Source organism: Bradyrhizobium vignae (genome assembly GCF_004114425.1).
Lineage (GTDB): Bacteria > Pseudomonadota > Alphaproteobacteria > Rhizobiales > Xanthobacteraceae > Bradyrhizobium > Bradyrhizobium vignae.
Window position 1 is genome coordinate 246,338 of the sequence record NZ_RDQF01000001.1, and the last position, 22,777, is coordinate 269,114.

The 22,777-nt window shown below is 65.8% G+C and carries 21 protein-coding genes; 20 read left to right on the forward strand and 1 reads right to left on the reverse strand.

Annotated elements, in window-relative coordinates; genetic code table 11:
- Window positions 1-112 precede the first annotated feature (112 nt).
- The 16 genes from murJ (at window position 113) to trmB (ending at window position 15,175) form a co-directional block, all read left to right on the forward strand.
- Entirely contained in the window at window positions 113-1,648 is a 1,536-nt protein-coding gene (gene murJ, locus EAV90_RS01090; RefSeq protein WP_129142337.1) for a murein biosynthesis integral membrane protein MurJ, read from the forward strand.
- A 110-nt stretch (window positions 1,649-1,758) separates the two neighbouring features.
- Window positions 1,759-2,811, forward strand: coding sequence for a tryptophan--tRNA ligase (gene trpS, locus EAV90_RS01095; protein ID WP_129142338.1), 1,053 nt, complete (start codon window positions 1,759-1,761; stop codon window positions 2,809-2,811).
- An 82-nt stretch (window positions 2,812-2,893) separates the two neighbouring features.
- A complete protein-coding gene (locus EAV90_RS01100; RefSeq protein ID WP_129142339.1) occupies window positions 2,894-3,388 on the forward strand; it encodes a universal stress protein in 495 nt (164 codons plus the stop codon).
- Between the two features lie 181 nt (window positions 3,389-3,569).
- Complete coding sequence (locus EAV90_RS01105) at window positions 3,570-4,139, forward strand: NifU family protein (RefSeq protein WP_129142340.1); 570 nt, start codon at window positions 3,570-3,572, stop codon at window positions 4,137-4,139.
- Window positions 4,140-4,296: 157 nt separating this feature from the next.
- On the forward strand, window positions 4,297-4,989 hold the full coding sequence (gene tsaB, locus EAV90_RS01110; RefSeq protein WP_129142341.1) for a tRNA (adenosine(37)-N6)-threonylcarbamoyltransferase complex dimerization subunit type 1 TsaB: 693 nt from the start codon (window positions 4,297-4,299) through the stop codon (window positions 4,987-4,989).
- Window positions 4,986-5,471 carry a ribosomal protein S18-alanine N-acetyltransferase gene (gene rimI / locus EAV90_RS01115; RefSeq protein ID WP_129142342.1) on the forward strand — a complete coding sequence of 162 codons (486 nt, stop codon included), beginning with the start codon at window positions 4,986-4,988 and terminating at the stop codon, window positions 5,469-5,471. Before tsaB ends, rimI begins: the two co-directional genes overlap by 4 nt.
- 37 nt (window positions 5,472-5,508) lie before the next feature.
- Window positions 5,509-5,964, forward strand: a complete 456-nt coding sequence (locus EAV90_RS01120) for a Fur family transcriptional regulator (protein ID WP_027572387.1) — start codon at window positions 5,509-5,511, stop codon at window positions 5,962-5,964.
- Window positions 5,965-5,968: 4 nt separating this feature from the next.
- Window positions 5,969-6,649, forward strand: a complete 681-nt coding sequence (locus EAV90_RS01125) for an HAD family hydrolase (RefSeq protein WP_129142343.1) — start codon at window positions 5,969-5,971, stop codon at window positions 6,647-6,649.
- Between the two features lie 192 nt (window positions 6,650-6,841).
- Window positions 6,842-8,236: a tRNA (N6-isopentenyl adenosine(37)-C2)-methylthiotransferase MiaB gene (gene miaB, locus EAV90_RS01130; RefSeq protein WP_129142344.1), complete on the forward strand. Its 1,395-nt coding sequence runs from the start codon at window positions 6,842-6,844 to the stop codon at window positions 8,234-8,236.
- A gap of 64 nt (window positions 8,237-8,300) precedes the next feature.
- Window positions 8,301-9,296: a PhoH family protein gene (locus EAV90_RS01135; RefSeq protein WP_122400131.1), complete on the forward strand. Its 996-nt coding sequence runs from the start codon at window positions 8,301-8,303 to the stop codon at window positions 9,294-9,296.
- A gap of 58 nt (window positions 9,297-9,354) precedes the next feature.
- Window positions 9,355-9,864 carry an rRNA maturation RNase YbeY gene (ybeY, locus tag EAV90_RS01140; RefSeq protein ID WP_129142345.1) on the forward strand — a complete coding sequence of 170 codons (510 nt, stop codon included), beginning with the start codon at window positions 9,355-9,357 and terminating at the stop codon, window positions 9,862-9,864.
- A gap of 1 nt (window position 9,865) precedes the next feature.
- Window positions 9,866-10,984: a hemolysin family protein gene (locus EAV90_RS01145; RefSeq protein ID WP_162500040.1), complete on the forward strand. Its 1,119-nt coding sequence runs from the start codon at window positions 9,866-9,868 to the stop codon at window positions 10,982-10,984.
- Window positions 10,981-12,594, forward strand: a complete 1,614-nt coding sequence (lnt, locus tag EAV90_RS01150) for an apolipoprotein N-acyltransferase (RefSeq protein WP_129142346.1) — start codon at window positions 10,981-10,983, stop codon at window positions 12,592-12,594. The genes EAV90_RS01145 and lnt overlap by 4 nt, the downstream gene beginning before the upstream one ends.
- Before the next feature lie 216 nt (window positions 12,595-12,810).
- Window positions 12,811-13,224 carry a helix-turn-helix domain-containing protein gene (locus tag EAV90_RS01155; RefSeq protein ID WP_024338547.1) on the forward strand — a complete coding sequence of 138 codons (414 nt, stop codon included), beginning with the start codon at window positions 12,811-12,813 and terminating at the stop codon, window positions 13,222-13,224.
- Between the two features lie 86 nt (window positions 13,225-13,310).
- Window positions 13,311-14,468, forward strand: coding sequence for a M20 family metallopeptidase (locus EAV90_RS01160; protein WP_129142347.1), 1,158 nt, complete (start codon window positions 13,311-13,313; stop codon window positions 14,466-14,468).
- Window positions 14,465-15,175 (forward strand): tRNA (guanosine(46)-N7)-methyltransferase TrmB, encoded by a 711-nt coding sequence (trmB, locus tag EAV90_RS01165; RefSeq protein ID WP_122400136.1) that lies wholly within the window; start codon window positions 14,465-14,467, stop codon window positions 15,173-15,175. The genes EAV90_RS01160 and trmB overlap by 4 nt, the downstream gene beginning before the upstream one ends.
- Window positions 15,176-15,306: 131 nt before the next feature.
- On the opposite strand, the gene EAV90_RS01170 is transcribed toward trmB, so the two are convergent.
- Complete coding sequence (locus tag EAV90_RS01170; protein ID WP_129142348.1) at window positions 15,307-16,389, reverse strand: DUF2336 domain-containing protein; 1,083 nt, start codon at window positions 16,387-16,389, stop codon at window positions 15,307-15,309.
- 358 nt (window positions 16,390-16,747) lie between these two features.
- On the opposite strand from EAV90_RS01170, the gene rimP reads away from it, so the two are divergent.
- The 4 genes from rimP (at window position 16,748) to infB (ending at window position 22,638) form a co-directional block, all read left to right on the forward strand.
- Window positions 16,748-17,503: a ribosome maturation factor RimP gene (gene rimP / locus EAV90_RS01175; RefSeq protein ID WP_129142349.1), complete on the forward strand. Its 756-nt coding sequence runs from the start codon at window positions 16,748-16,750 to the stop codon at window positions 17,501-17,503.
- A 2-nt stretch (window positions 17,504-17,505) separates the two neighbouring features.
- Window positions 17,506-19,116, forward strand: coding sequence for a transcription termination factor NusA (nusA, locus tag EAV90_RS01180; RefSeq protein WP_129142350.1), 1,611 nt, complete (start codon window positions 17,506-17,508; stop codon window positions 19,114-19,116).
- Window positions 19,117-19,203: 87 nt separating this feature from the next.
- Window positions 19,204-19,887 carry an RNA-binding protein gene (locus EAV90_RS01185; RefSeq protein ID WP_129142351.1) on the forward strand — a complete coding sequence of 228 codons (684 nt, stop codon included), beginning with the start codon at window positions 19,204-19,206 and terminating at the stop codon, window positions 19,885-19,887.
- A 69-nt stretch (window positions 19,888-19,956) separates the two neighbouring features.
- Window positions 19,957-22,638, forward strand: coding sequence for a translation initiation factor IF-2 (infB, locus tag EAV90_RS01190; protein WP_122400140.1), 2,682 nt, complete (start codon window positions 19,957-19,959; stop codon window positions 22,636-22,638).
- The last annotated feature ends 139 nt before the right edge of the window (window positions 22,639-22,777 follow it).

Sequence of the window (22,777 nt, forward strand, 5' to 3'; positions counted from 1 at the left end):
GTTTGGCGGATTGCGATCCCTGCGGAAATCCGCTTCCTGTCGGCCTGAAATCTGAGCTCGCGGCCTATCACGACCGGGCCTTGGCGGGCAAGCAACGGTAATCTCGACGGCAATGATCCGCTCCTTCCTCACCGTGTCGACGGGAACATTGGCCTCGCGGCTGCTGGGTTTCGCCCGCGATTCCCTGATCGCGGCACTGCTCGGCACCGGCGCCGTGGCGGACGCCTTTCTGGCGGCATTTCAGCTCGTCAACGTGGTACGCCGGCTGCTCAGCGAGGGCGCGCTGAACGCGGCGCTGATCCCGGCCTGGCTGCGCGCCCGCGATCGCGACGGGGCCGCGGCCGCAGCGGCATTCGCCGGACGCGTGCTCGGCACGGTTAGCGCCGCTCTGATCGCGATCTCGATCGTCATTGCGCTTCTGATGCCGGTGATCATCGCGGTCATCGCGCCGGGATTCCTTGGCAGCGGCACGCTCGATCGCGCGGTGGAGAACGCGCGGCTGATGCTGCCTTATCTCGCCTTCGCCGGTCCCGTCACTGTGCTGATGGGGCTGCTCAATGCGCAGGGCCGCTTCGCGCTGACGGCGTTCTCACCGCTGCTGTTCAACATCGCGCTGATCGCCGCGATCGCGGTGCTGCTCGTCTGGCATGCTGACGCGGATTTCGCTGCGCGGATTCTGGCGGCCACCGTCGGCATCGCCGGCCTGCTGCAGCTCCTGATGCTGCTGTCGCAGCGAAGCGCGCGTCTTGCGACGCCGCTGCGCGCCAGTTTCGACAAGGAGATGCGCGGCTTCTTCGCCAAGGCGATCCCCGGCATGATCGCAAGCTCGGGCCCGCAATGGCTGACGGTCGCGGGCGCGATCATCGCCTCGGCGACGCCGTCCGCGGTGTCCTGGCTCTATTTCGCCAACCGCTTGATCGAGCTGCCGCTCGGCATCGTCGGCGTCGCCATGGGCACGGTGCTGGTGCCGGAGCTGACGCGCTCCGTGAGTAGCGGCGATCGCGACGCGGTGGCGCATGCCGAATCACGCGCGCTGGAGCTTGCGACCGGGCTGGCGCTGCCGGCGACGCTCGGCCTGATCGTGCTGGCAGAGCCGATCGTGAGGCTGTTGTTCGAGCATGGCGCCTTCGGCGCGGAGGACAGCACCGCCACCGCGCATGCGTTGATGTGGCTGGCGCTGGGCCTGCCGGCGCATGTGCTGATCAAGGCGCTATCGCCAGCGTTCTATGCCCGCAGCGACACGATGACGCCGCTGCTCGCAACCGCGATAGGTTTCGTGATCGCTGTGGTGCTCGCGCTGCTGCTCGGCCATGTCTTCGGCGCCAGCGGGATTGCGATGAGCATCGCGGCCGGCGCCTGGAGCAGCGCACTTTCGCTGCTCCGGAAGGGCACGAGCGAGTTCGGCTTCTCGGTCGATGCGGCCGCCCGCACGCGATTGCCACGGATCGTGCTGGCCGCGATCGCCATGGGGGCCCTGCTCCGGCTGACCACGGGTCTGGTGCCTGTCGAGACCCATGGCGTCATCAAATTCGTCGCGCTGGGCGTGCAGATCGCCGCCGGAATCGCCGTCTACGGCCTGCTGCTGCAAATCCTCGGCGCAGCCTCCTGGCGCGAAGCGGTTAACGCCTTGAAACGACCGGGTCGTTAGAGCGCTCGGCGCCGGCCTCTTCACCTCTCCCGATGGGAGAGGTGGAATTGCCCTTGACGGGGGAGCGCCGCTGTTGGAAACGACGGCCGTGTCTTCCAGGAAAGCTGACCATGCCATTCGTTGAACGGGTCTTTTCGGGCGTCCAGCCGACGGGCAATCTGCATCTCGGCAATTATCTCGGCGCGATCGTCAACTTCGTGAAGATGCAGGAAACCCACAACTGCATCTATTGCGTCGTCGACATGCACGCGATCACGCAAGGCGTCGAGGTCTGGGGCGGACCGGCCGAGCTCACGCGCAACACCCGCGAGGTCACAGCGGCGTTCATCGCGGCCGGCATCGATCCCAAGAAGCACATCGTGTTCAACCAGAGCCAGGTCTCGGGCCATGCCGAGCTCGCCTGGATCTTCAACTGCGTCGCGCGCATGGGCTGGCTCGGCCGCATGACCCAGTTCAAGGAGAAGGCCGGCAAGGATCGCGAGAATGCCTCCGTCGGGCTGTTCGATTATCCCGTGCTGATGGCGGCCGACATCCTGCTGTATCGCGCGACCCACGTTCCGGTCGGCGAGGACCAGAAGCAGCATCTCGAGCTCTCGCGCGATATCGCGCAGAAGTTCAACAACGATTTCGGCGATTCCATTCGCGCGCAGGGACACAGTGACGGCCTGTTCTTCCCGCTGCCGGAACCGTTGATCACGGGCCCGGCGACGCGCGTGATGAGCCTGCGCGACGGCACCAAGAAGATGTCCAAGTCGGATGCCTCGGACAATTCGCGCATCAACTTGACTGACGATGCCGACACCATCGCGCAGAAGATCCGCAAGGCGAAGACCGATCCGGAGCCGCTGCCGACGGAGGAAAAGGGCCTGGAAGCGCGCCCCGAAGCCGACAATCTCGTCGGCATCTTCGCCGCGCTCTCCGGCCGTTCCAAGGCCGACGTGCTCAGGGATTTCGGCGGCGGCCAGTTCTCCAGCTTCAAGAACGCGCTGGCGGAGCTGTGCGTCACCAAGCTCGCGCCGATCGCCGGCGAGATGAAGCGCCTCGTCGCCGACCCCGGCCATATCGACGCGATTCTGAACGAGGGGTCCGACCGTGCGCGCGCGATCGCCGACGAGACGATGAAGCTCTCCAAGGACATCGTCGGCTTCATCCGCCGGCGCTAGGCGCCGAGGTGCCGGCCGCGTCTCCTCTCCCCAAGCGGGAGGGAGTGTGGCAGCATGCGGCGATGCGCACGCCGGGACATGCATGACCAGCAAGCGACTTTGCTACGAGCCGGGTCACAAGCCCAAATGCCTCGTCGTCGTCGACGACAGCGCCGAATGGGATCGCGCGGTCTATTACGCCAGCCGCTGGGCGATCCGCGCCGGCGGCGGAGTGGTGATGCTGCGCATCATCGAGCCCGAACCGCAGAGCCAGGAATGGCTGGGGGTCGCCGATATCATGCGCGCCGAGGCGCAGGAGGCAGCGGAGGCCGCGCTCGACCGTGCCGCCGGGAGAGCCAACGGCATCGCCGCGATCACGCCGGAACGGGTGATTCGGGAAGGCGCCGCGATGGAACAACTGCTCGCGGTGATCGATGAGGATCCTGACATCGCCGTGCTGGTGCTGGCCGCCAATCCCGGCGCCGAGGGTCCCGGACCTCTGGTCACGCTGCTCGCGCATGAGCTGGGCACGTTTCCCGTGCCGGTGACGATCATCTCGGGCGCGCTAAGCGACCAAAGCGTGGATTCGCTGTCGTAGCCGGTGTGCGCCTTTCGCCTCTCCCCGCAAGCGGGTGCCAGCGGCGAGAAGGGAAGGAGAACCTAACCTACTGATCTAATAAGGAAATGCACTCCAACCCCCTTGATCGTGCGTTCGCCGTCGCCATCTGCTAGGGATGGAGCACGCGCCGGCCTTGAACCGGCGACGTCTGGAGAAAACCATGTTCATTCAAACCGAAGCCACCCCCAATCCCGCCACGCTGAAATTCATTCCCGGCCGCGTCGTGGTCGAGGGCACCCCGGTGGAGTTTTCGAGCCGCGAAGCCGCCGGCCGTTCGCCGCTCGCCGAAAAGCTGTTCGACGTACCCGGCGTCACCGGCGTGTTCTACGGATCGGACTTCATCACCGTGACCAAGGCGAGCGGTGAATGGCAGCAGCTCAAGCCCGCGATCCTGGGTGCCATCATGGAGCACTACATGTCCGGTGGGCCGCTGCTTGCCGACGGCACGGCCACGAGCGACGTCGATCTCGACGACGAGGACGAGTTCTTCGACGAGGCCGACGCCGAGACGGTCGACATGATCAAGGACCTGATCGAGACCCGGGTGCGGCCGGCGGTCGCCAATGACGGCGGCGACATCACCTTCCGCGGCTTCAAGGACGGCATCGTCTATCTCAACATGAAGGGCGCCTGCTCCGGCTGCCCATCATCGACCGCGACGCTCCAGCACGGCATCCAGAACCTGCTCAAGCACTTCGTGCCCGACGTGGTCGAAGTCCGGCCGATGTGAATTGCGCGGTCTGCGCACCGATTTTTCTCCGTCATGCCCGGGCTTGTCCCGGGCATCCACGTTTTTGAGGCTGCAAAGTCGTGGATGGCCGGGTCAAGCCCGGCCATGACGGCAAGAAGCTTGGGCATCATCCGATCGGCAATGCTATGATCAGGCCATGCTGATCCTTGCCATCGATACTGCGCTGGAAGCGTGCGCGGCCGCCGTGCTCGACACCGAGGCCGGCCAGCTGCTCGCTCAGGAATCGCTGCTCATGAAGCGCGGCCATGCCGAGGCGCTGATGCCGGTGATCGCGCGCGTAATGCAATCCGCCGATCTCGCTTTCACCTCGATCGACCGCATCGCGGTCACCGTCGGCCCCGGCAGCTTCACCGGCTTGCGCGTCGGCATTTCCGCGGCGCGCGGCCTTGCGCTCGCAGCCGGCAAGGCGGCCGTGGGGTTGACGACATTGTCGGCCTATGCGGCCGCCGTCGTCTGCCAGCGCAAGTCGGCACCCGTGATCTCTGCAATCGATGCACGGCACGATCACGTCTATTTCCAGATCGTCGCCGGCGACGGCAGCCAGCTGGTACGGCCGGGCGTCGCGTCCATCGACGAGGCGATCGCGGCCTCGCAATTCGGTGCGCCGCATCTGGTCGGCAATGCCGCCAAGATCCTCGCCGATCGCTGGCCGAAGGATGGACCGCAACCTGTTGCGGTCGACGCGCAGCCCGCGCCCGACATCGGCTGGGTCGCATGGCTCGGAGCCGCAGCCGATCCCGAGACGAACCCGGCGCGGCCGTTCTATCTGAAGGCGCCCGACGCAAAGCCCGCCGCAACTCCGCCGCTCGCCCAAGCCGCGAGCTCGTGATGAGATGGCTGTCGGAATGGTGGCGCGGCGGCACGGCCGCCGTCGAGCCGGCTTCCATGCACGATGCCGCACGGCTGGCGCAGCTGCACGGCGCCTCCTTCGCGCGCGGCTGGGGCGAAGGCGAGTTCGAGAGCATGATCAGCGAGCGCAACACGCTGGTGCATCGCTTGCGTCTCGGCCGCAAGACGATCGGCTTTGCGGTGTCGCGGACCGGCGCGGACGAAGCGGAAATCCTCTCGATTGCGGTGGACGGGGCCTATCGCGGCCGCGGTCTCTCCCGCACGCTGCTGATGACCCATCTCGGCCACCTCGCCGGGCGCGGCGTGCGCACAATATTTCTCGAAGTCGAGGAAAATAACCAGCCGGCGCGGCGGCTCTACGCCGGATGCGGATTCGTGGTGGTCGGACGCCGCGATCGCTACTATAAGCAGCCTGACGGGGAACAATTGAACGCCCTTCTGATGCGACGTGACTTGTCGTAACATTGGTGACAGAAAGCCCCGCCAGGCAGACAACGCTATGACCACACTGAAATCCTCCTCTGCATCCAAGGCGTCCGATATCGAGTCGCGCTGTGCCGCCACGGGTATGCGCATGACCGAGCAACGCCGCGTCATCGCCCGCGTGCTCGCGGAAGCGATCGATCATCCCGATGTCGAGGAACTGTACCGGCGCTGCGTTGCGGTCGACGACAAGATCTCGATCTCGACCGTCTATCGCACCGTGAAACTGTTCGAGGATGCCGGCATCATCGAGCGTCACGATTTCCGCGAGGGCCGCGCGCGCTACGAGCAGATGCGCGACAGCCATCACGACCATCTCATCAATCTGCGCGACGGCAAGGTGATCGAGTTCACCTCCGACGAGATCGAGAAGCTTCAGGCGGAGATCGCCCGCAAGCTCGGCTACAAGCTCGTCGATCACCGGCTCGAGCTCTATTGCGTCCCGCTCGACGACGACAAGCCGACGAATTGAATTCGTGCCCATCGACCTCATCATCTTCGACTGCGACGGCGTGCTCGTGGACAGCGAGGTGATCTCCTGTCGCGCGCATGCGGATGTGCTGACGCGCCACGGCTACCCGATCACATCGGATCAGGTGTTCGAGCGCTTTCTCGGCCGCTCGACGCGCCAGGCCAATCTCGAGATCGAGACCGAACTCGGCCGCAAGCTGCCCGAGGCCTATCACGGCGATCTTCAGGACGAGCTGTTCCGCTCGTTCGAGGCCGACCTCGAAGCGATCCGCGGCATCCATGATGTGCTCGATGTCGTCACCCAGCGCGTCTGCGTCGCCTCGAGCGGCTCGCATGAGCGCATGCGCGTGAGCCTGGGAAGCACCGGTCTCTACGAACGCCTGGCGCCGAATATCTTCTCGGCCTCGCAGGTGAAGAACGGCAAGCCGGCGCCGGACCTGTTCCTGTTCGCGGCGAGCGAAATGGGCGTGCCGCCCGAGCGCTGCGTCGTGATCGAGGACAGTCTGGCCGGCATCGCCGGCGCCCGGGCGGCCGGCATGACCGTATTCGGCTTCTACGGGGGCAGCCATTGCCGCGACGGCTACGCCGAGACGTTGCGCGAGGCCGGCGCCGACCTGCTCTTTGCCGACATGCACCAGCTGCCGGAGCTGGTCCGGCGGGTCGAGACGGACGTCCTGGCGGGCTGATTGTTGTCGTCTTGCCGTCATTCCGGGGCACGCGCGACGCGCGTGAACCCGGAATCCGGAGGTTTTGGCGCGGGATTCCGGGTTCGCGACTGTGCTGCGCCCCGGAATGACGACCTAAAGGCCCGCATTCGCTGGATTTCCGCCTCTCCAGCCTATATCTGAGGGCCGTCCTCCACCTCAATTTCGGGTTCCATGTCGCCGCCGCGCAAGCTGCACATCAAATCATATGGATGCCAGATGAACGTCTACGATGCCCAGCGCATGGTGGATACGCTGGCGCCGGAAGGATTCGTGGAGACGGCGAGCGCAGAGGATGCCGACCTCGTCATCCTCAACACCTGCCATATCCGCGAGAAGGCCTCGGAAAAAGTCTATTCCGAGCTCGGCCGGCTGCGCCTCGCCAAGGACGAGGCCGCGCGTGGGGGCCGGACGATGCAGATCGCGGTCGCGGGCTGCGTGGCGCAGGCCGAGGGCGAGGAGATCGTGCGCCGGGCGCCTGTCGTCGACGTCGTGGTGGGACCGCAGAGCTACCATCATCTGCCGGAGCTCTTGAAGCGCGCCGGCGACGAGGGCCGTGCGATCGAGACCGAGTTTCCCGCGGCCGACAAGTTCGGCTTCCTGGCCCAGCCGAAGCCCGATGCGATCCGCGCGCGCGGCATTTCCGCCTTCGTCACGGTGCAGGAAGGCTGCGACAAGTTCTGCACCTTCTGCGTCGTGCCCTACACGCGCGGCGCGGAAGTCTCCCGCCCCGTAGCGAAGATCGTCGAGGACGTGAAGCGGCTCGCCGACAACGGCGTGCGCGAGCTCACCTTGATCGGGCAGAACGTCAACGCCTATCACGGCGAAGGGCCGGACGGGAAAATCTGGCCGCTCGGCCGGTTGCTCGAACATCTGGCGGCGATTCCCGGCATCGCGCGGCTGCGCTATTCGACCAGCCATCCCCGCGACGTCGACGACAGCCTGATTGCGGCCCATCGCGATCTCGGTGCCCTGATGCCGTTCGTGCACCTGCCGGTGCAATCGGGCTCGGACCGGATTCTGGCAGCCATGAACCGCAAACATACCGCCGATGATTACCGCCGCGTCATCGACCGTTTCCGCAGTGCACGCCAAGACATTGCTTTTTCATCGGATTTCATCGTCGGCTTCCCTGGCGAGAGCGAGCAAGATTTTCGCGCCACTCTCGCGCTTGTCACGCAAATCGGCTACGCTGCGGCCTATTCGTTCAAATACTCCGCCCGGCCGGGAACGCCGGCCGCGGACATGCAGGAGACGGTGTCCCCCGCCGAGATGGACCAGCGATTGGAGCGGCTCCAGGAACTGATCGACAGCCAGCAATCGGCCTTCAACAAGGCCGCGATTGGCTCAACGGTCGACGTGCTGTTCGAGCGTCCGGCGCGCAAGGAAGGCCAGATCGTGGGCCGCACCGCCTACCTGCAGCCCGCCCATGTGATGGCATCAATCGACATCATCGGACAAATCCTGCCGGTGCGGATCGACAGCCTCGAGCGCTACAGCTTTCTCGGTGAGCTCATGACGCCGCATGGCGCGCGCGAGCCCGCTTTATCGCAAGCCACTGGAGCCTGAACCCTTGCCAAAAAGCGCATCGGATTCGTCTTCGTTCGCTCCCAGCCGCAAATTTGACCGCGACATGCAAGTTCCGCCCGAAACCCAGGTCGTCATCGATTTCGACGACAACCGCGCCGCTTCCGCGCTGGTCGGCCCGTACGGCCAGCATCTGGCGCAGATCGAGCGGCGGCTGGGCGTGATCGTCGATTCCAAGGGCAACCACATCACCATCGGCGGCACCCGCGACGGCTGCGACGCCGCGCGCCGCGTGCTGGAGATGCTCTACACGCAAGCGGTGAAGGGGCAAGATCTCGACCAGGGCGAGGTCGAAGGCGCAATCCGCGCCGTGATCGCGCAGGGCTCACTGTTCGAGTTCGACGCCAAATCGGCCAAATCGACGTTCGACAGCATCAATCTGCGCAAACGGCCGGTGCGTGCGCGCACGGCTGCACAGGACTCCTATATCCGCGCGCTGAAGCGGCACGAGCTGGTGTTCGGCATTGGTCCCGCCGGCACCGGCAAGACCTGGCTCGCCGTCGCCCATGCCGCGCAGTTGTTCGAGCGCAAGGAGGTCGATCGCATCATCCTGTCGCGTCCGGCGGTGGAAGCCGGCGAGCGGCTCGGCTTCCTGCCCGGCGATCTCCGCGAGAAGGTCGATCCTTATCTGCGGCCGATCTATGATGCGCTCTACGATCTCATGGATGCACGCATCGTCGAGCGCGCGCTGCAGACCGGCGAGATCGAGATCGCGCCGCTCGCTTTCATGCGCGGCCGCACGCTGACCAATGCCGCCATCATCCTGGACGAGGCCCAGAACACCACGTCGATGCAGATGAAGATGTTCCTGACGCGTCTCGGCGAGAACAGCCGCATGATCGTGACAGGCGATCCCTCGCAGATCGACCTGCCCAACGGCCAGACCTCGGGCCTGGCCGAGGCGACCCGCCTCTTGAACGGCGTCGAGGGAATTGCCCAGGTTCATTTCAAGGCCGAGGACGTGATCCGCCACGAACTGGTGGCGCGGATCGTCGCCGCCTACGAAGGGCCGCCGCAGCGGCCGGCCAGCGGTCAATCCTGACGAGGCAACACCGGACCCAAAGGGCGCGAACACGGCGCCTTTCGTCCCAGACAGCACAATGTCCCATCCCAATCTTCCCATGACCGAGGTCCTCGTCGTCGCCGATTGCTGGCAGCGCGAGCCTGATTCCGAAGCGGTGATCCAGCGCGCCGTGGCGGCCGCCGCCGAGAGCGTCGAAGACGACGTTGCCGACGCCGAAGTGGCTGTGATGCTGACCGATGACGCCGGCATCCGTGCCCTCAACAGCAACTGGCGCGGTATCGACAAGCCCACCAACGTGCTCTCGTTCCCCGCGCTCCAGCCGGAAGGCGAATGGAAACCGGGCGATGCGCCGCGCATGCTCGGCGACATCGCCATCGCCTATGAGACCACGCGGCGCGAGGCGGACGAGGAAGAAAAGCCGTTCGACCATCATTTGAGCCATCTCGCCGTGCATGGATTCCTGCACCTGATCGGTTACGACCATGAGAACGACGGCGACGCCGAGGAGATGGAAGCGCTCGAACGTGAGATCCTAGCTCATCTCGGCATACCCGATCCCTATGCAGACCGCCCGGGGACGCATTGAGATGCCGGATTCCGATCCGATCCAAGACAATCCGCGCAACACCGCCAATTTGCCGGCCGTGGTGACGCAAGGCGAGGTGATGCGCCCGACGGCGGACAACTGGCTGCTGCGCGCCATCCGGACGCTGTTCGGCTGGAAGGCGGGATCGGTCCGCGATGACCTGCAGGTCGTGCTGGACGCGACGACACCCGACGACACCGGCTTCTCGGCCGTCGAGCGCACCATGCTGCGCAACATCCTCGGCCTGCACGAGCGCCGTATCGCCGACGTCATGGTGCATCGCGCCGACATCGTCGCAGTGAAGCGCGACATCCCGCTCGGGGAATTGATGGACCGCTTCGAGAGCGCCGGCCATTCCCGCCTCGTGGTCTTCAACGAGACGCTCGACGATCCCGTCGGCATCGTCCACATCCGCGACCTGCTCGCTTTCATGACCGCACGCGCCCGCGTGCCGGAAGCCACCAAGACCAAGCGCAAGAAGCCGCTGCCGGCCGGGCTCGACTTGCGCACCGTCGATCTCGCGCTGCCGCTTCATGACGCGCACATCATCCGCAAGCTGCTCTACGTGCCGCCCTCGATGCGGGCGATCGACCTGCTCGCGCAGATGCAGGCCTCGCGCATCCATCTGGCGCTGGTGGTCGACGAATATGGCGGCAGCGACGGGCTGGTCTCGATCGAGGACATCGTCGAGCAGATCGTCGGCGAGATCGACGACGAGCACGACAGCGACGAGCCGCCTTCGATCGTGCGCCTGCCCGACAACGCCTTCATCGCCGATGCCCGCGCCAGCCTCGACGACGTCCGCTCGGTGATCGGCGAAGACTTCGTCACCGGCGAGGCCGGCGAGGAGGTGGAGACGCTGGGCGGCTATCTCGTGAGCTTCGTCGGACGCCTGCCGGTGCGCGGCGAGGTGATCTCGGGTCCCGGCACCTACGAGGTCGAGGTGCTCGATGCCGATCCGCGCCGTGTCAAGCGGCTGCGCATCTCGACGCGGAAGGAGCGTCCGGCGCCGCGCACCCAGCGCGAGAGCCGGCGCCGTGAAGCCACGCCCGAGAGCGGACAACCGCCGGCCAGCGACACGCCCACGCCGCCCCCGAGCGACGGGGCCGGCCCGCAGTGAGTCCATCGCAGCGACTTCGGCAGATTGCGCTCGCCATCATCCTCACCTGGGGATGGCAGCGCGCCGTCATCGCCATGGCGGCCGGGGCACTGTCGGTGCTGGCGCTGGCGCCGTTCAATCTCTTCCCGGTGCTGTTCGTCACCTTCCCGGTGCTGGTATGGCTGATCGACGGCGCCGGCGGCGGACGCTATGGCGGCGTCCCCACCGCCGCGTTGACCGGCTACTGGTTCGGGCTCGGCTATTTCGTGCCCGGCCTCTACTGGATCGGCTACGCCTTCTTCGTCGACGCCGACATGTTCGCCTGGCTGACGCCGTTCGCCGTGCTGGGCCTGCCGGCCTATCTGTCGATCTTCACGGCGATCGGCTTTGCGCTGGCGCGCCTGCTGTGGACCAAGAACGCCACGCGCGTGCTTGCGCTCGCGGCGAGCCTCACCATCAGCGAATGGCTGCGCGGTCATGCGCTGACCGGCTTTCCCTGGAACGCGTTCGGCTATGCGCTCTCCGAGCCACTGCCGCTGGCGCAGACGGCCTCGCTGATCGGCCTGTGGGGCATGACGTTCCTGACGGTTGCGATCTTCGCAAGCCCAGCGACGCTGATCGACCGCACGGCCGATCGCCGCCTGCAATGGCGGGTGCCGGCGGCCGCCGTCGCGCTTCTGGTGGCCATGGGCATCTTCGGCGCAATCCGCCTGTCGCTGCATCCGACCACGATGGTGTCCGGCGCCAAGCTGCGCCTGATGCAGCCGAACCTGCAGCAGGACGCGAAATTCAACTACGCCGCCAAGGCGGAGGTGATGAAGACGTATCTCGCACTGTCGGACCGCGCCTCCGGCCCGCAATCAACCGGCGTGCGCGATGCCACCATCCTGATCTGGCCGGAATCCGCCTTTCCGTTCTTCCTGACCCGCGAAGCCGACGCGATGGCGCAAATCGCGGACCTGCTGCCGAAGGGCACCGTGCTGATCACGGGATCGGTCCGCGCGCCCGACCTGCCGCGGGGCACGCCGATCACGCGCGCCTATAACTCGATCTACGTGATCGATCACGACGGCAGCGTGCTCGCAGTGTACGACAAGCTGCATCTGGTCCCGTTCGGAGAATTTCTCCCCTACCAGGCGCTGATGGAGAAGCTCGGTTTCGAGCAACTGACGCGTGTGCGCGGCGGCTTCATTCCCGGCACCGTGCGGCATGCACTGACGGTGCCCAGCGCGCCGCCTGCGCTGCCGCTGATCTGCTACGAAGCCATCTTTCCCGGCGAAGTGGCTGGACGCAATGAACGTCCGGGCTGGATCGTGAACCTCACCAACGACGGCTGGTTCGGCATCTCGACCGGCCCCTATCAGCATCTGGAGCAGTCGCGGATGCGCGCGATCGAGCTCGGATTGCCACTGGTCCGCTCCGCCAATACCGGAGTGTCCGCAGTGATCGATCCGGTCGGGCGCACGGTCGCGAGCCTCGGTCTCGGCATCGAAGGCATTTTGGACGCAAACCTGCCCGCCGCAATTCCACCGACCGTCTATGCACGGGTGGGTGATGCGCCCGCAGCCTTGCTCGTCGCGGTGGCCGTGCTCCTGGCGGTCCGCCGACGCGTCGGCAAGCGTCAGCCCTGATCGCGCCGCCGCCGCGGCCAGAATCCTTTGACAACCGTAGTCCCACGGTTGACAGACTGCACGCGGGCTCCCCATTCTGCACCGGCTGCGAAAGACAGCGGCGCATTGCTAAATTTCTCCGCAATGTTTCCCAATAACAGGGTTCGATTTTGACGAGTTTGCACCCGAGGCAGGCGTGATGATTGCGCCGAAGGTGATGTTTGGAGGGCTGAGGAAATGTCGAAAGCGCCCAACCCTGTTGACAAATATGTCGGCAGTCGCGTGCGCATGCGCCGCATCATGTTGGGCATGAGCCAGGAGAAGCTCGGTGAAGCTTTGGGCCTGACTTTCCAGCAGATCCAGAAATACGAGAAGGGCACCAACCGGGTCGGCGCGAGCCGCATCCAGCAGATCGCCGAGATTCTGCAGGTGCCGGTGTCATTCCTGTTCGAGGGCGGCCCGAGCGGCGTGCCGGGTCCGGAAGGCTTCAGCGAAGGCGCCTCGCCCTCCTACGTCTCGGACTTTCTCGCGACCTCCGAAGGGCTCGCCTTGACCAAGGCCTTCACGCGAATCACCGATTCAAAGATGCGCCGTTCGATCGTCGATCTCGTCGAGCAGATTGCGGCCCGCGAAGGTCCCGACAAGCGCTAAAGCGCCATCTGCATGGCGATTTGAGACTGCATCAAATCTGGCCTATGTCGTCATTTACGACCGCGCTTTGATGCGCGTCCGCTTCGATGATGCGATTCAAAGGCACAGATGCGTCCATGACTGACTCCAATTGGTTCGACTCACAAACTATTCTCGATGGCATCCGCCGCTGGGTGGAGATCGAGACGCCGACCGAAGCACCTGAACAGGTCAACAAGCTGGTCTCCCTGGTCTCGGAGCAATATCGCGACCTGCCCGTCACGCTCGAGCGCATCGCCGGCGTGGACGGCTGTGGCGATCATCTCGTGGCGCGCACGAATTGGGGGCAGCATCGGCCAGGCATCCTGGTGCTGAGCCACCTCGATACCGTTCATCCCATCGGATTCATCGAGCGCCTGCCGTTCAAGGTCGAAGGCGACGTCGCGTTCGGCCCTGGGATCTACGACATGAAGGGCGGCGCCTACATCGCCCATCACGCCTTTCGCGCACTCTGCGCCACCGGCGACGGTTCGCCGCTCGGCATCACCCACATGTTCACCTCCGACGAGGAGATCGGCAGCCCCACCTCGCGCGCGCTGATCGAGCGGGAGGGACGCAAGGCCAAATATGTACTGGTGACCGAGCCGGCGCGTGACGGCGGCAAGATCGTCACCGGACGCAAGGGCGTCGGACGCTTCCAGGTGTTCATCACAGGCGTGCCCGCACATGCCGGTACGCGTCCCGAGGACGGCCGCAGTGCCGTTCGCGAGCTCGCCAACGTGATCCTGGAGCTGGAAGGGATGAACGATCTGACGCGCGGCGTCAGCGTCAATGTCGGCGTGGTGCGCGGCGGCACGCGCCCCAACGTCACGCCGGAAGCGGCCTATGCCGAAGTCGATCTGCGCGTCGTGAGCCTCGAGGATGCGGACGAGTTCGTCGGCAAGATTCTCTCTCTGAGATCGAAGACCGACGGCGTTACCGTTGAGGTCACCGGCGAGCTCAATCGACCGCCTTACGAGAAGAGCAATGCAGGCGCCTCGCTGTACGAGCATGCGAAGGCGCTCGCCAGCGAGATCGGCTTCGAGCTGATCGATACCCACACCGGCGGCGGCTCGGACGGCAATTTCACCGCCGCGCACACCGCAACGCTCGACGGGCTCGGCGTCGACGGCAAAGGCGCGCATACCCATTATGAGCAGCTCTACGTCTCGTCGCTCGCGCCGCGCGCGCGGCTGCTCCATCGCCTGTATCAGACGCTGCGATGAGCGAACGCAAATCAGATCCCGATCGCGAGGACAGCGAGCGCGCCTTCTTCGGGCGCCGCAAGGGCCACAAGCTCAGGCAACACCAGGCCGGATTGATCGAGCAGCTGCTGCCGCATCTTGCGCTCGACATCGACCGTGAGGCGCCGGCGGACGCCCGCGAACTCTTCGACCCGGCAGCCGAAGATGTCAGGCTCGAGATCGGATTCGGCGGCGGTGAGCATCTCGCGGCCGAAGCGAAGAGCTTCCCCACGACCGGCTTCATCGGCTGCGAGCCCTATGTCAACGGCATGGCAAAGATCCTGGCGCAGATCGAGGCCGCCAACATCGGCAACATCCGCCTGTTCGCGGGCGATGCCGCCGAACTGCTGGCCTGGCTGCCGAAGGCTTCGCTGTCGCGGATCGACCTGATCCATCCCGATCCCTGGCCGAAGCGGCGGCACTGGAAGCGGCGTTTCGTGCAGGACCGGACCATCGCCGCGATGGCGCGCGTGCTCAGAAGCGGCGGCGAATTCCGTTTCGTCTGCGACATCGACGATTACTGCGCCTGGACGCTGTCGCATCTTGCGCGCTCGCCGGACTTCGTCTGGCTTGCCGAGCGCGCCGACGATTTCCGGCGGCCGTGGCCGGGCTACACCATGACGCGCTACGGCCGGAAGGCCGCGCGCGAAGGACGCAAGGCGGCTTACTTGCGGTTCAAGCGGGTGTAGATTTCGCGCGGCCCATCCGCAGTGGTCATGCCCGGGCTTGTCCCGGGCATCCACGCACTTTCTTTCGGTGGCACGAAGAACGTGGATGGCCGGGACAAGCCCGGCCATGACGGCGAAGACCTGAACCTCGATCAAATCGTCTGCCGGTTGCGCCAGAAATTCACGACCCGTTCGGCGGTCGTCGGCATAAGGCGCGTGAAGTTCAGGCGTGCGGCCTCGATGTCGGCATCGGCGGGCGTACGGTTCGATCCGTACCAGAGCAGGATCAGCGCGCGCACCGTGGGCCAGCCCAGGTTCAGCACGCGGCCAAGGATCAGAAGCGGATCGTAGCGGTCGCCCCCGATCAGGCGGTCGAGGACCTGGAGGCGAACGCCGGACATCGCCGACAGCGCGGCGATCGATTCCTCGGATTTGTTCGCCTTGGCGAAGCCGAGCAATGCGCTCTCGCCGAGATGGCCCTCGCGATGCAGGGTCAGCACGGTGCGCTGTGCCGCGGAGAAATCGCGCCGCGGCCCCGGCGGCCGAGCAGCTTCCTCCATCGCCGACATGGCGCGCTTGATCTCGGCCTGGCGCGCGGGATTGACCACGGTGGAGAGGCGGCGGCGGATGACGTCGAGCGTGCCGTCGAGCAGCCGCTTCAGGTTCTCGCCTGAGAGATCATTGCGCTGGCCGATCTTGAGCGTCAGCACGCCGTCCTGCGCCGCGCGCTTGATCAGCTCGGAATAGCTGCTTGGCGAGAACACCGCACCGGCATTGGCTGCGGCGCGCCGCACCACGTCGCGATCGCCGCGCTCGACGAGCACGTCGGTGACGACGGCAGACAGAGCGGGGCGCTCTGTCATCGCCAGGAGATGGCCCTGCCCTTTCAAGCGCGCGATCTCGACCAGAGCGACGTCGTCGAGCACGGGCGAGCGGCGCAGCACGGGACCGGCCACCATGATCTCGTTTTCGCGCGCGAGCTGATTGACGAGGTGCGGCGGCGCGTTGTTCAGGCGCGAGAAGCGCTCGGCCAGATCGATGCGCGAGGCGAGTTCGGCATGCGGGACGAGATCGATGAGGAGATTGTCGAAGAGATCGATCAACTCGGGGCGGAGCTTCTCCGCGCCCTGGAAGAACAGCTGGGCGATGGCACGCGCGATCTCGCCGCGTCGCCGCGGATCGCCGCGTTTGACGATATCGTCCAGTCCAGGAATGAGCGACGTGGCAACGGCCATGAATACGCAACTCGAACGGGGCACGCCGCGGGTGCGCCCTTGGTTCAAGCCGCCCCACAATCCGGCAATCTAGGCCTGCTTGATGAAGGAAGCGTTGCGCGGGATCCGCGGATCGGCGCAAAAAGGCCCGTTCCGGCTGCAATGGGCCTTGTCCGGGAGCTGGGAAAGCGCTATATCAGCGCCAATTCATCTTCTCATACGATCCGCGTAGTGAGAGTGGGCCCGCAAGGACCCGCTCTTTTTTATTACCTGAACGCGGCTTGGCGGAAGATGCGGCCCGACGCGTCGTCGGGAAAGTTCCGAAACGGGCTTTGACGTCGTAACCAAGCCTTAACCATCGAGCGCCCTGACCCTGGACATGACCGAACCGACCCCTGGTTCCACGGATGCCGAATTGTTGGCCGAGCCGCGGCTCGTGGTCGAGCCCGGCGTCGCGGCACGGGTGTCGGCGGTGGCGACGCCCGTGCTCCAGGGCATGGGCTACCGCCTGGTTCGAATCCGCATTTCCGGAGAGGCAGGCTGCACCGTGCAGATCATGGCCGAGCGGCCGGACGGCTCGATGCAGATCGAGGATTGCGAGGCGATCTCGCGGGCCTTGTCGCCCGTGCTCGACGTCGCCGATCCCATCGATCGCGCCTATCGCCTCGAGATCTCCTCGCCGGGCATCGACCGTCCTCTGGTGCGCCGCTCCGATTTCGAGCGCTATTCCGGACATCTGGTGAAGATCGAGATGGCGGTCGCGCATGAGGGGCGCAAGCGTTTCCGCGGCACGCTCGGCGCGGTCGAAGGCAACCGCGTGCATCTGCATCGCGACGACGTCAAGGCGGGCGACGATGCCGACGTTCTCCTGACCATGGAGGATATCGGCGAGGCACGCCTCGTGCTGACCGACGAGCTGATCGCCGAATCCATGCGTCGCGGCAAGGCCGAGGCGCGCGAGATGCGCCGCAATCTCGGTCTCGAGCCGCCGCAGGCGCCACACGCCAAGATCAGCGAGAAGACCACCAAGAACACCAAGCCGAAGAAGAAGCCGGCCCCCACCAACACGAAGAAACATCGCCTTGCCGCCGAACGCGCGCGGCGCGGCGAGACCGAGCCTGACCAAGGAGACTAGCCATGGCAGTCAGCGCCAACCGACTTGAATTGCTTCAGATCGCGGATGCCGTCGCTCGCGAGAAATCGATCGACCGCGGCATCGTCATCGCGGCGATGGAGGACGCCATCGCCAAGGCCGCCAGGGCACGCTACGGCAGCGAGACTGACGTTCATGCCGAGATCGACCCGAAGAAGGGCGAGCTGCGGCTGTCGCGCCACATGCTGGTGGTCGACAAGGTCGAGAACCATGCCAACCAGATCTCGCTGGTCGACGCGCAGCGCGCCAATCCCGGCGCCCAGGTCGGCGACACCATCGCCGACACCCTGCCGCCGCTGGAATATGGCCGCATCGCCGCGCAATCGGCCAAGCAGGTGATCGTGCAGAAGGTGCGTGAGGCCGAGCGTGACCGGCAGTACCAGGAATTCAAGGACCGCATCGGAGACATCGTCAACGGCGTCGTCAAGCGCGTCGAATATGGCAGCGTGATCGTCGATCTCGGCCGTGGCGAAGCCATCATCCGCCGCGACGAGATGCTGCCGCGCGAAGTGTTCCGCAACGGCGACCGCGTCCGCGCCTACATCTTCGACGTCCGCCGCGAGACGCGAGGTCCGCAGATCTTCCTCTCCCGCACCCATCCGCAGTTCATGGCGAAGCTGTTCGCGCAGGAAGTGCCGGAGATCTATGACGGCATCGTCGAGATCAAGGCGGTGGCCCGCGATCCCGGCTCGCGCGCGAAGATCGGCGTGATCTCCCGCGATTCCTCGGTCGATCCGGTCGGCGCATGCGTCGGCATGCGCGGCTCGCGCGTGCAGGCCGTGGTGAACGAGCTGCAGGGCGAGAAGATCGACATCATTCCCTGGTCGCCCGACATCGCGACCTTCGTCGTCAACGCGCTGGCGCCGGCGGAAGTGTCCAAGGTCGTCATCGACGAAGACCGCGAGCGCATCGAGGTCGTCGTGCCCGACACCAACAACCAGCTCTCACTGGCGATCGGCCGTCGCGGCCAGAACGTGCGTCTGGCCTCGCAGCTCACCGGCTGGGACATCGACATCCTGACCGAGCAGGAGGAATCGGAGCGCCGCCAGGCCGACTTCGAGAACTCCACCCGCGTCTTCATGGAATCGCTCAATGTCGACGAGGTGGTCGGCCAGTTGCTGGCGTCCGAAGGCTTCACCTCGGTCGAGGAACTCGCGATGGTGGACGTCAAGGAACTCGCCGGCATCGAAGGCTTCGACGAGGAGACCGCGCAGGAGCTGCAGAATCGCGCTCGCGAATATCTGGAGCAGCAGGAAGCCGAGCTCGAGGCCAGGCGCAAGGAGCTTGGCGTCGAGGACGCCCTCAAGGACGTGCCCGGCGTGACCTCGAAGATGCTGGTGAAGTTCGGCGAGAACGACATCAAGACCGTCGACGACCTCGCCGGCTGCGCTACCGACGATCTGGTCGGCTGGACCGAGCGCAAGGAAGGCGGCGAGCCGACCAAGCACGCCGGCGCGCTCGACGGCATCGACATCTCGCGTGACGATGCCGAAGCGATGATCATGCAGGCCCGTGTCAAGGCCGGCTGGATCACCGAGGGCGATCTCGCCAAGCTGGCCGAAGAGACCGAGGCGACCGAAGACCAGCCGGCCTAAGCCGGCCTAAGGCGTGTTCAGCAAAAGTGGAGACCGGCTTTGCGTAAAGATCACGCGATCTAGAAGGCCAAGGAGGATGTCGCCCGGATGCTCGCCAGCACTGACAGCGAACTCGACCATGGGCCGCGGACCGAAAGGTCCGCGACCATGCGCATGTGCGCGGTCAGTCGCGAGGTCCGGCCGATCGACGAGCTGATCCGCTTCGTCGTCTCGCCGGACGGGCACGTAGTTCCCGATCTCAAGCGCAAGCTGCCCGGACGCGGCATGTGGGTCACCGCCTCACGCAAGGTGGTTGCGGAAGCCGTGCGGCGTCACCAATTCAGCAAGGCCTTCAAGCGCGATCTGCGCGTCCCTCAGACGCTTCCCACTGACATCGAGGCGCTCCTGGTTCGGAGCGTGACGGAAGCCCTTGGGATCGCCGCCAAGGCGGGCCAGGTCGTGGCCGGCTTCGGCAAGGTCGAGAGCGCCCTTCGGGAAGGAACGGTCGAGGTCCTGATCCATGCCAGCGACGGGGCCGCGGACGGAATCCGCAAATTGGACATGCTGGCGCGTCAAAATGCCGGAAATCGCGGCGCCAAGCCGCAGATTCCCGTCGTCACCGCACTGAAATCATTAGAATTGGATTTGGCACTGACCCGGTCAAATGTGATACATGCTGCCCTGCTCGCGGGCCCGGCGAGCAAGTCATTCCTGTCACGTAGCCAGATGCTGGTCCGATACCGGATGGCGGACGATGACAAGACTGCCGACAAGCCCGGCCAGGATTTCTGAGAGACAAGACGACCCGATAGGACGGTGCGGCAACGCACAACACTGACAAATCAGGATTAGGACTGCTGAATGGTTGATACCAAGACCCCTGGCGACAAGAAGCTGAGCGTTCCGAGCAAGACGCTATCGCTCAAGCCGCGCGTCGAAACGGGCACCGTGCGCCAGAGCTTCAGCCATGGCCGCAGCAAGCAGGTCGTGGTCGAGAAGCGCGGCAAGCGCCGCATTGGCGACGGCCCCGAGCCGCACGCGCCCGAGGTGACTGCAAAGCCCGCGCCGGCCGCACCCGCCGCTCCGTCGCGTCCGGCTCCGCCCGCCCCGCCCCGCAACGCCGGTTCCGGCGTGGTGCTGCGCACCCTGACCGAGGACGAGCGTTCCGCCCGCGCCAGCGCACTGGCCGATGCCAAGCTGCGCGAGATCGAGGAACGCCGCCAGGCCGAGGAAGAGGCCCAGCGTCGCGCCGCCCGCGAGGCCGCCGAACGCGCCGAGCGCGAAGCCGCCGAAGCCCGTCGCAAGGCCGAGGAAGAGCGGCATCGCCATGAGGACGAAGCCAAGCGGAAGGCCGAGACCGAGGCCAAGAAGCGCTTTGGGGAAGGCGAGCAGCCGGCCGCCGCGCGTCCCACAACCGCGGCACCGGCCGCGCCTGCGCCGCGGCCCGGCACCACGACGGCACGCCCGGGAACAACGCCGGCGCGGCCTGCAACGACGACCGCGCAGCGTCCGGGTGGCCCCGGTCGCGGCCCCGCTGTTGCGGCCGAGCCGGACGAAGACGAGGCTCCGCGCCAGGTTCGTCGCGGCCCCGGCGGCGCGATGCGTCCCGCGGCAGCCCCGAAGACCACACACAAGCCCGGCCCTCAGAAGGAACGCGGCCGCCTCACCGTCGTCACGGCGCTCAATGCCGATGACGTGCGCGAGCGCTCGATCGCCTCGTTCCGCCGCCGCACCCAGCGCCTGAAGGGCCACGCCTCGAACGAGCCGAAGGAGAAGCTGGTCCGCGAGGTGACGATCCCGGAAGCGATCACCATCCAGGAACTCGCCAACCGCATGTCCGAGCGCGCGGTCGACGTCATCCGCCTGCTGATGAAGCAGGGCGCGATGCACAAGATCACCGACGTGATCGACGCCGACACCGCCCAGCTGATCGCCGAAGAACTGGGCCACACCGTCAAGCGCGTCGCCGCATCGGACGTCGAGGAAGGCCTGTTCGACACCGTCGACGATTCCACCGATACCGAGACGCGTTCGCCTGTGGTGACCGTGATGGGCCACGTCGACCACGGCAAGACCTCGCTGCTCGACGCGCTCCGCCATGCCAACGTGGTCTCCGGCGAGGCCGGCGGCATCACCCAGCACATCGGCGCCTATCAGGTGGTGTCGCCCGAAAGCGGCAAGAAGATCACCTTCATCGACACGCCCGGCCACGCCGCGTTCACCGCGATGCGCGCTCGCGGCGCCAAGGTCACCGACATCGTCGTGCTGGTGGTCGCGGCCGATGACGGCGTCATGCCGCAGACGGTCGAAGCCATCAACCACGCCAAGGCGGCAAAGGTGCCGATCATCGTTGCCATCAACAAGATCGACAAGCCCGACGCCAAGCCCGAGCGCGTGCGCACCGAACTGCTCCAGCACGAGGTGCAGGTGGAGTCCTTCGGCGGCGAGGTCGTCGACGTCGAGGTGTCCGCCAAGAACAAGACCAATCTCGACAAGCTGCTCGAGATGATCGCGCTGCAGGCCGAAATCCTCGACCTGAAGACCAACTCGCAGCGTCCGGCCGAAGGCACCGTGATCGAGGCCAAGCTCGATCGCGGCCGCGGTCCGGTCGCCACCGTGCTGGTGCAGCGCGGCACGCTCCGTGTCGGCGACATCATCGTCGCTGGTGCCGAAATGGGCCGCGTCCGCGCGCTGATCTCCGATCAGGGCGAGACGGTGCAGGAGGCCGGTCCCTCGGTGCCGGTCGAAGTGCTCGGCTTCAACGGTCCGCCGGAGGCCGGCGATCGGCTCGCGGTGGTCGAGAACGAAGCCCGCGCCCGTCAGGTCACCAGCTACCGCGCGCACCAGAAGCGCGAGAACGCGGCAGCCTCGATCTCCGGCATGCGCGGCTCGCTCGAGCAGATGATGTCGCAATTGAAGACGGCGGGCCGCAAGGAATTCCCGCTGATCGTTAAGGCCGACGTGCAGGGCTCGCTGGAAGCGATCCTCGGCTCGCTGGAGAAGCTCGGCACCGACGAAGTCGCCGCCCGCATCCTGCATGCCGGCGTCGGCGGCATCTCGGAATCCGACGTGACGCTGGCTGAAGGCTTCAACGCCGCGATCATCGGCTTCTCGGTTCGTGCCAACAAGGAAGCCGCTGCGGCCGCCAAGCGCAACGGCATCGAGATCCGCTACTACAACATCATCTACGACCTCGTGGACGACGTGAAGAAGGCGATGAGCGGTCTGCTCGCGCCGACCTTGCGCGAAACCATGCTGGGCAATGCCGAGATCCTGGAGATCTTCAACATCTCCAAGGTCGGCAAGGTCGCCGGCTGCCGCGTCACCGACGGCACCGTGGAACGCGGCGCCAATGTGCGCCTGATCCGCGACAACGTCGTCGTGCATGAAGGCAAGCTGTCGACGCTGAAACGCTTCAAGGACGAAGTGAAGGAAGTCCAGTCCGGTCAGGAATGCGGCATGGCCTTCGAGAACTACCACGACATGCGCGCAGGCGATGTCATCGAGTGCTATCGCGTGGAGACGATCCAGCGCTCCCTGTAAGTCCAAATCTTACCGAAGCGTTCGGATTTTTTTGAACTGAGATTGCGGGAGTGCGATGGCCGGATTTTTCCGGCCATCCACCCCACTTCGTTTCAACGGGACAAATGACAATGCCCGTGTCCCAGGCACGGGCATGACG

Bases quoted from the DNA above. Each gene is read 5' to 3' on its own strand.
- murJ (WP_129142337.1), top strand. From the start codon at position 113: ATGATCCGCTCCTTCCTCACCGTGTCGACGGGAACATTGGCCTCGCGG.
- trpS (WP_129142338.1), top strand. From the start codon at position 1,759: ATGCCATTCGTTGAACGGGTCTTTTCGGGCGTCCAGCCGACGGGCAAT.
- EAV90_RS01100 (WP_129142339.1), top strand. From the start codon at position 2,894: ATGACCAGCAAGCGACTTTGCTACGAGCCGGGTCACAAGCCCAAATGC.
- EAV90_RS01105 (WP_129142340.1), top strand. From the start codon at position 3,570: ATGTTCATTCAAACCGAAGCCACCCCCAATCCCGCCACGCTGAAATTC.
- tsaB (WP_129142341.1), top strand. From the start codon at position 4,297: ATGCTGATCCTTGCCATCGATACTGCGCTGGAAGCGTGCGCGGCCGCC.
- EAV90_RS01120 (WP_027572387.1), top strand. From the start codon at position 5,509: ATGACCACACTGAAATCCTCCTCTGCATCCAAGGCGTCCGATATCGAG.
- miaB (WP_129142344.1), top strand. From the start codon at position 6,842: ATGTCGCCGCCGCGCAAGCTGCACATCAAATCATATGGATGCCAGATG.
- EAV90_RS01135 (WP_122400131.1), top strand. From the start codon at position 8,301: ATGCAAGTTCCGCCCGAAACCCAGGTCGTCATCGATTTCGACGACAAC.
- ybeY (WP_129142345.1), top strand. From the start codon at position 9,355: ATGTCCCATCCCAATCTTCCCATGACCGAGGTCCTCGTCGTCGCCGAT.
- EAV90_RS01145 (WP_162500040.1), top strand. From the start codon at position 9,866: ATGCCGGATTCCGATCCGATCCAAGACAATCCGCGCAACACCGCCAAT.
- EAV90_RS01155 (WP_024338547.1), top strand. From the start codon at position 12,811: ATGTCGAAAGCGCCCAACCCTGTTGACAAATATGTCGGCAGTCGCGTG.
- EAV90_RS01160 (WP_129142347.1), top strand. From the start codon at position 13,311: ATGATGCGATTCAAAGGCACAGATGCGTCCATGACTGACTCCAATTGG.
- trmB (WP_122400136.1), top strand. From the start codon at position 14,465: ATGAGCGAACGCAAATCAGATCCCGATCGCGAGGACAGCGAGCGCGCC.
- EAV90_RS01170 (WP_129142348.1), bottom strand. From the start codon at position 16,389: ATGGCCGTTGCCACGTCGCTCATTCCTGGACTGGACGATATCGTCAAA.
- rimP (WP_129142349.1), top strand. From the start codon at position 16,748: ATGACCGAACCGACCCCTGGTTCCACGGATGCCGAATTGTTGGCCGAG.
- nusA (WP_129142350.1), top strand. From the start codon at position 17,506: ATGGCAGTCAGCGCCAACCGACTTGAATTGCTTCAGATCGCGGATGCC.
- EAV90_RS01185 (WP_129142351.1), top strand. From the start codon at position 19,204: ATGCTCGCCAGCACTGACAGCGAACTCGACCATGGGCCGCGGACCGAA.
- infB (WP_122400140.1), top strand. From the start codon at position 19,957: ATGGTTGATACCAAGACCCCTGGCGACAAGAAGCTGAGCGTTCCGAGC.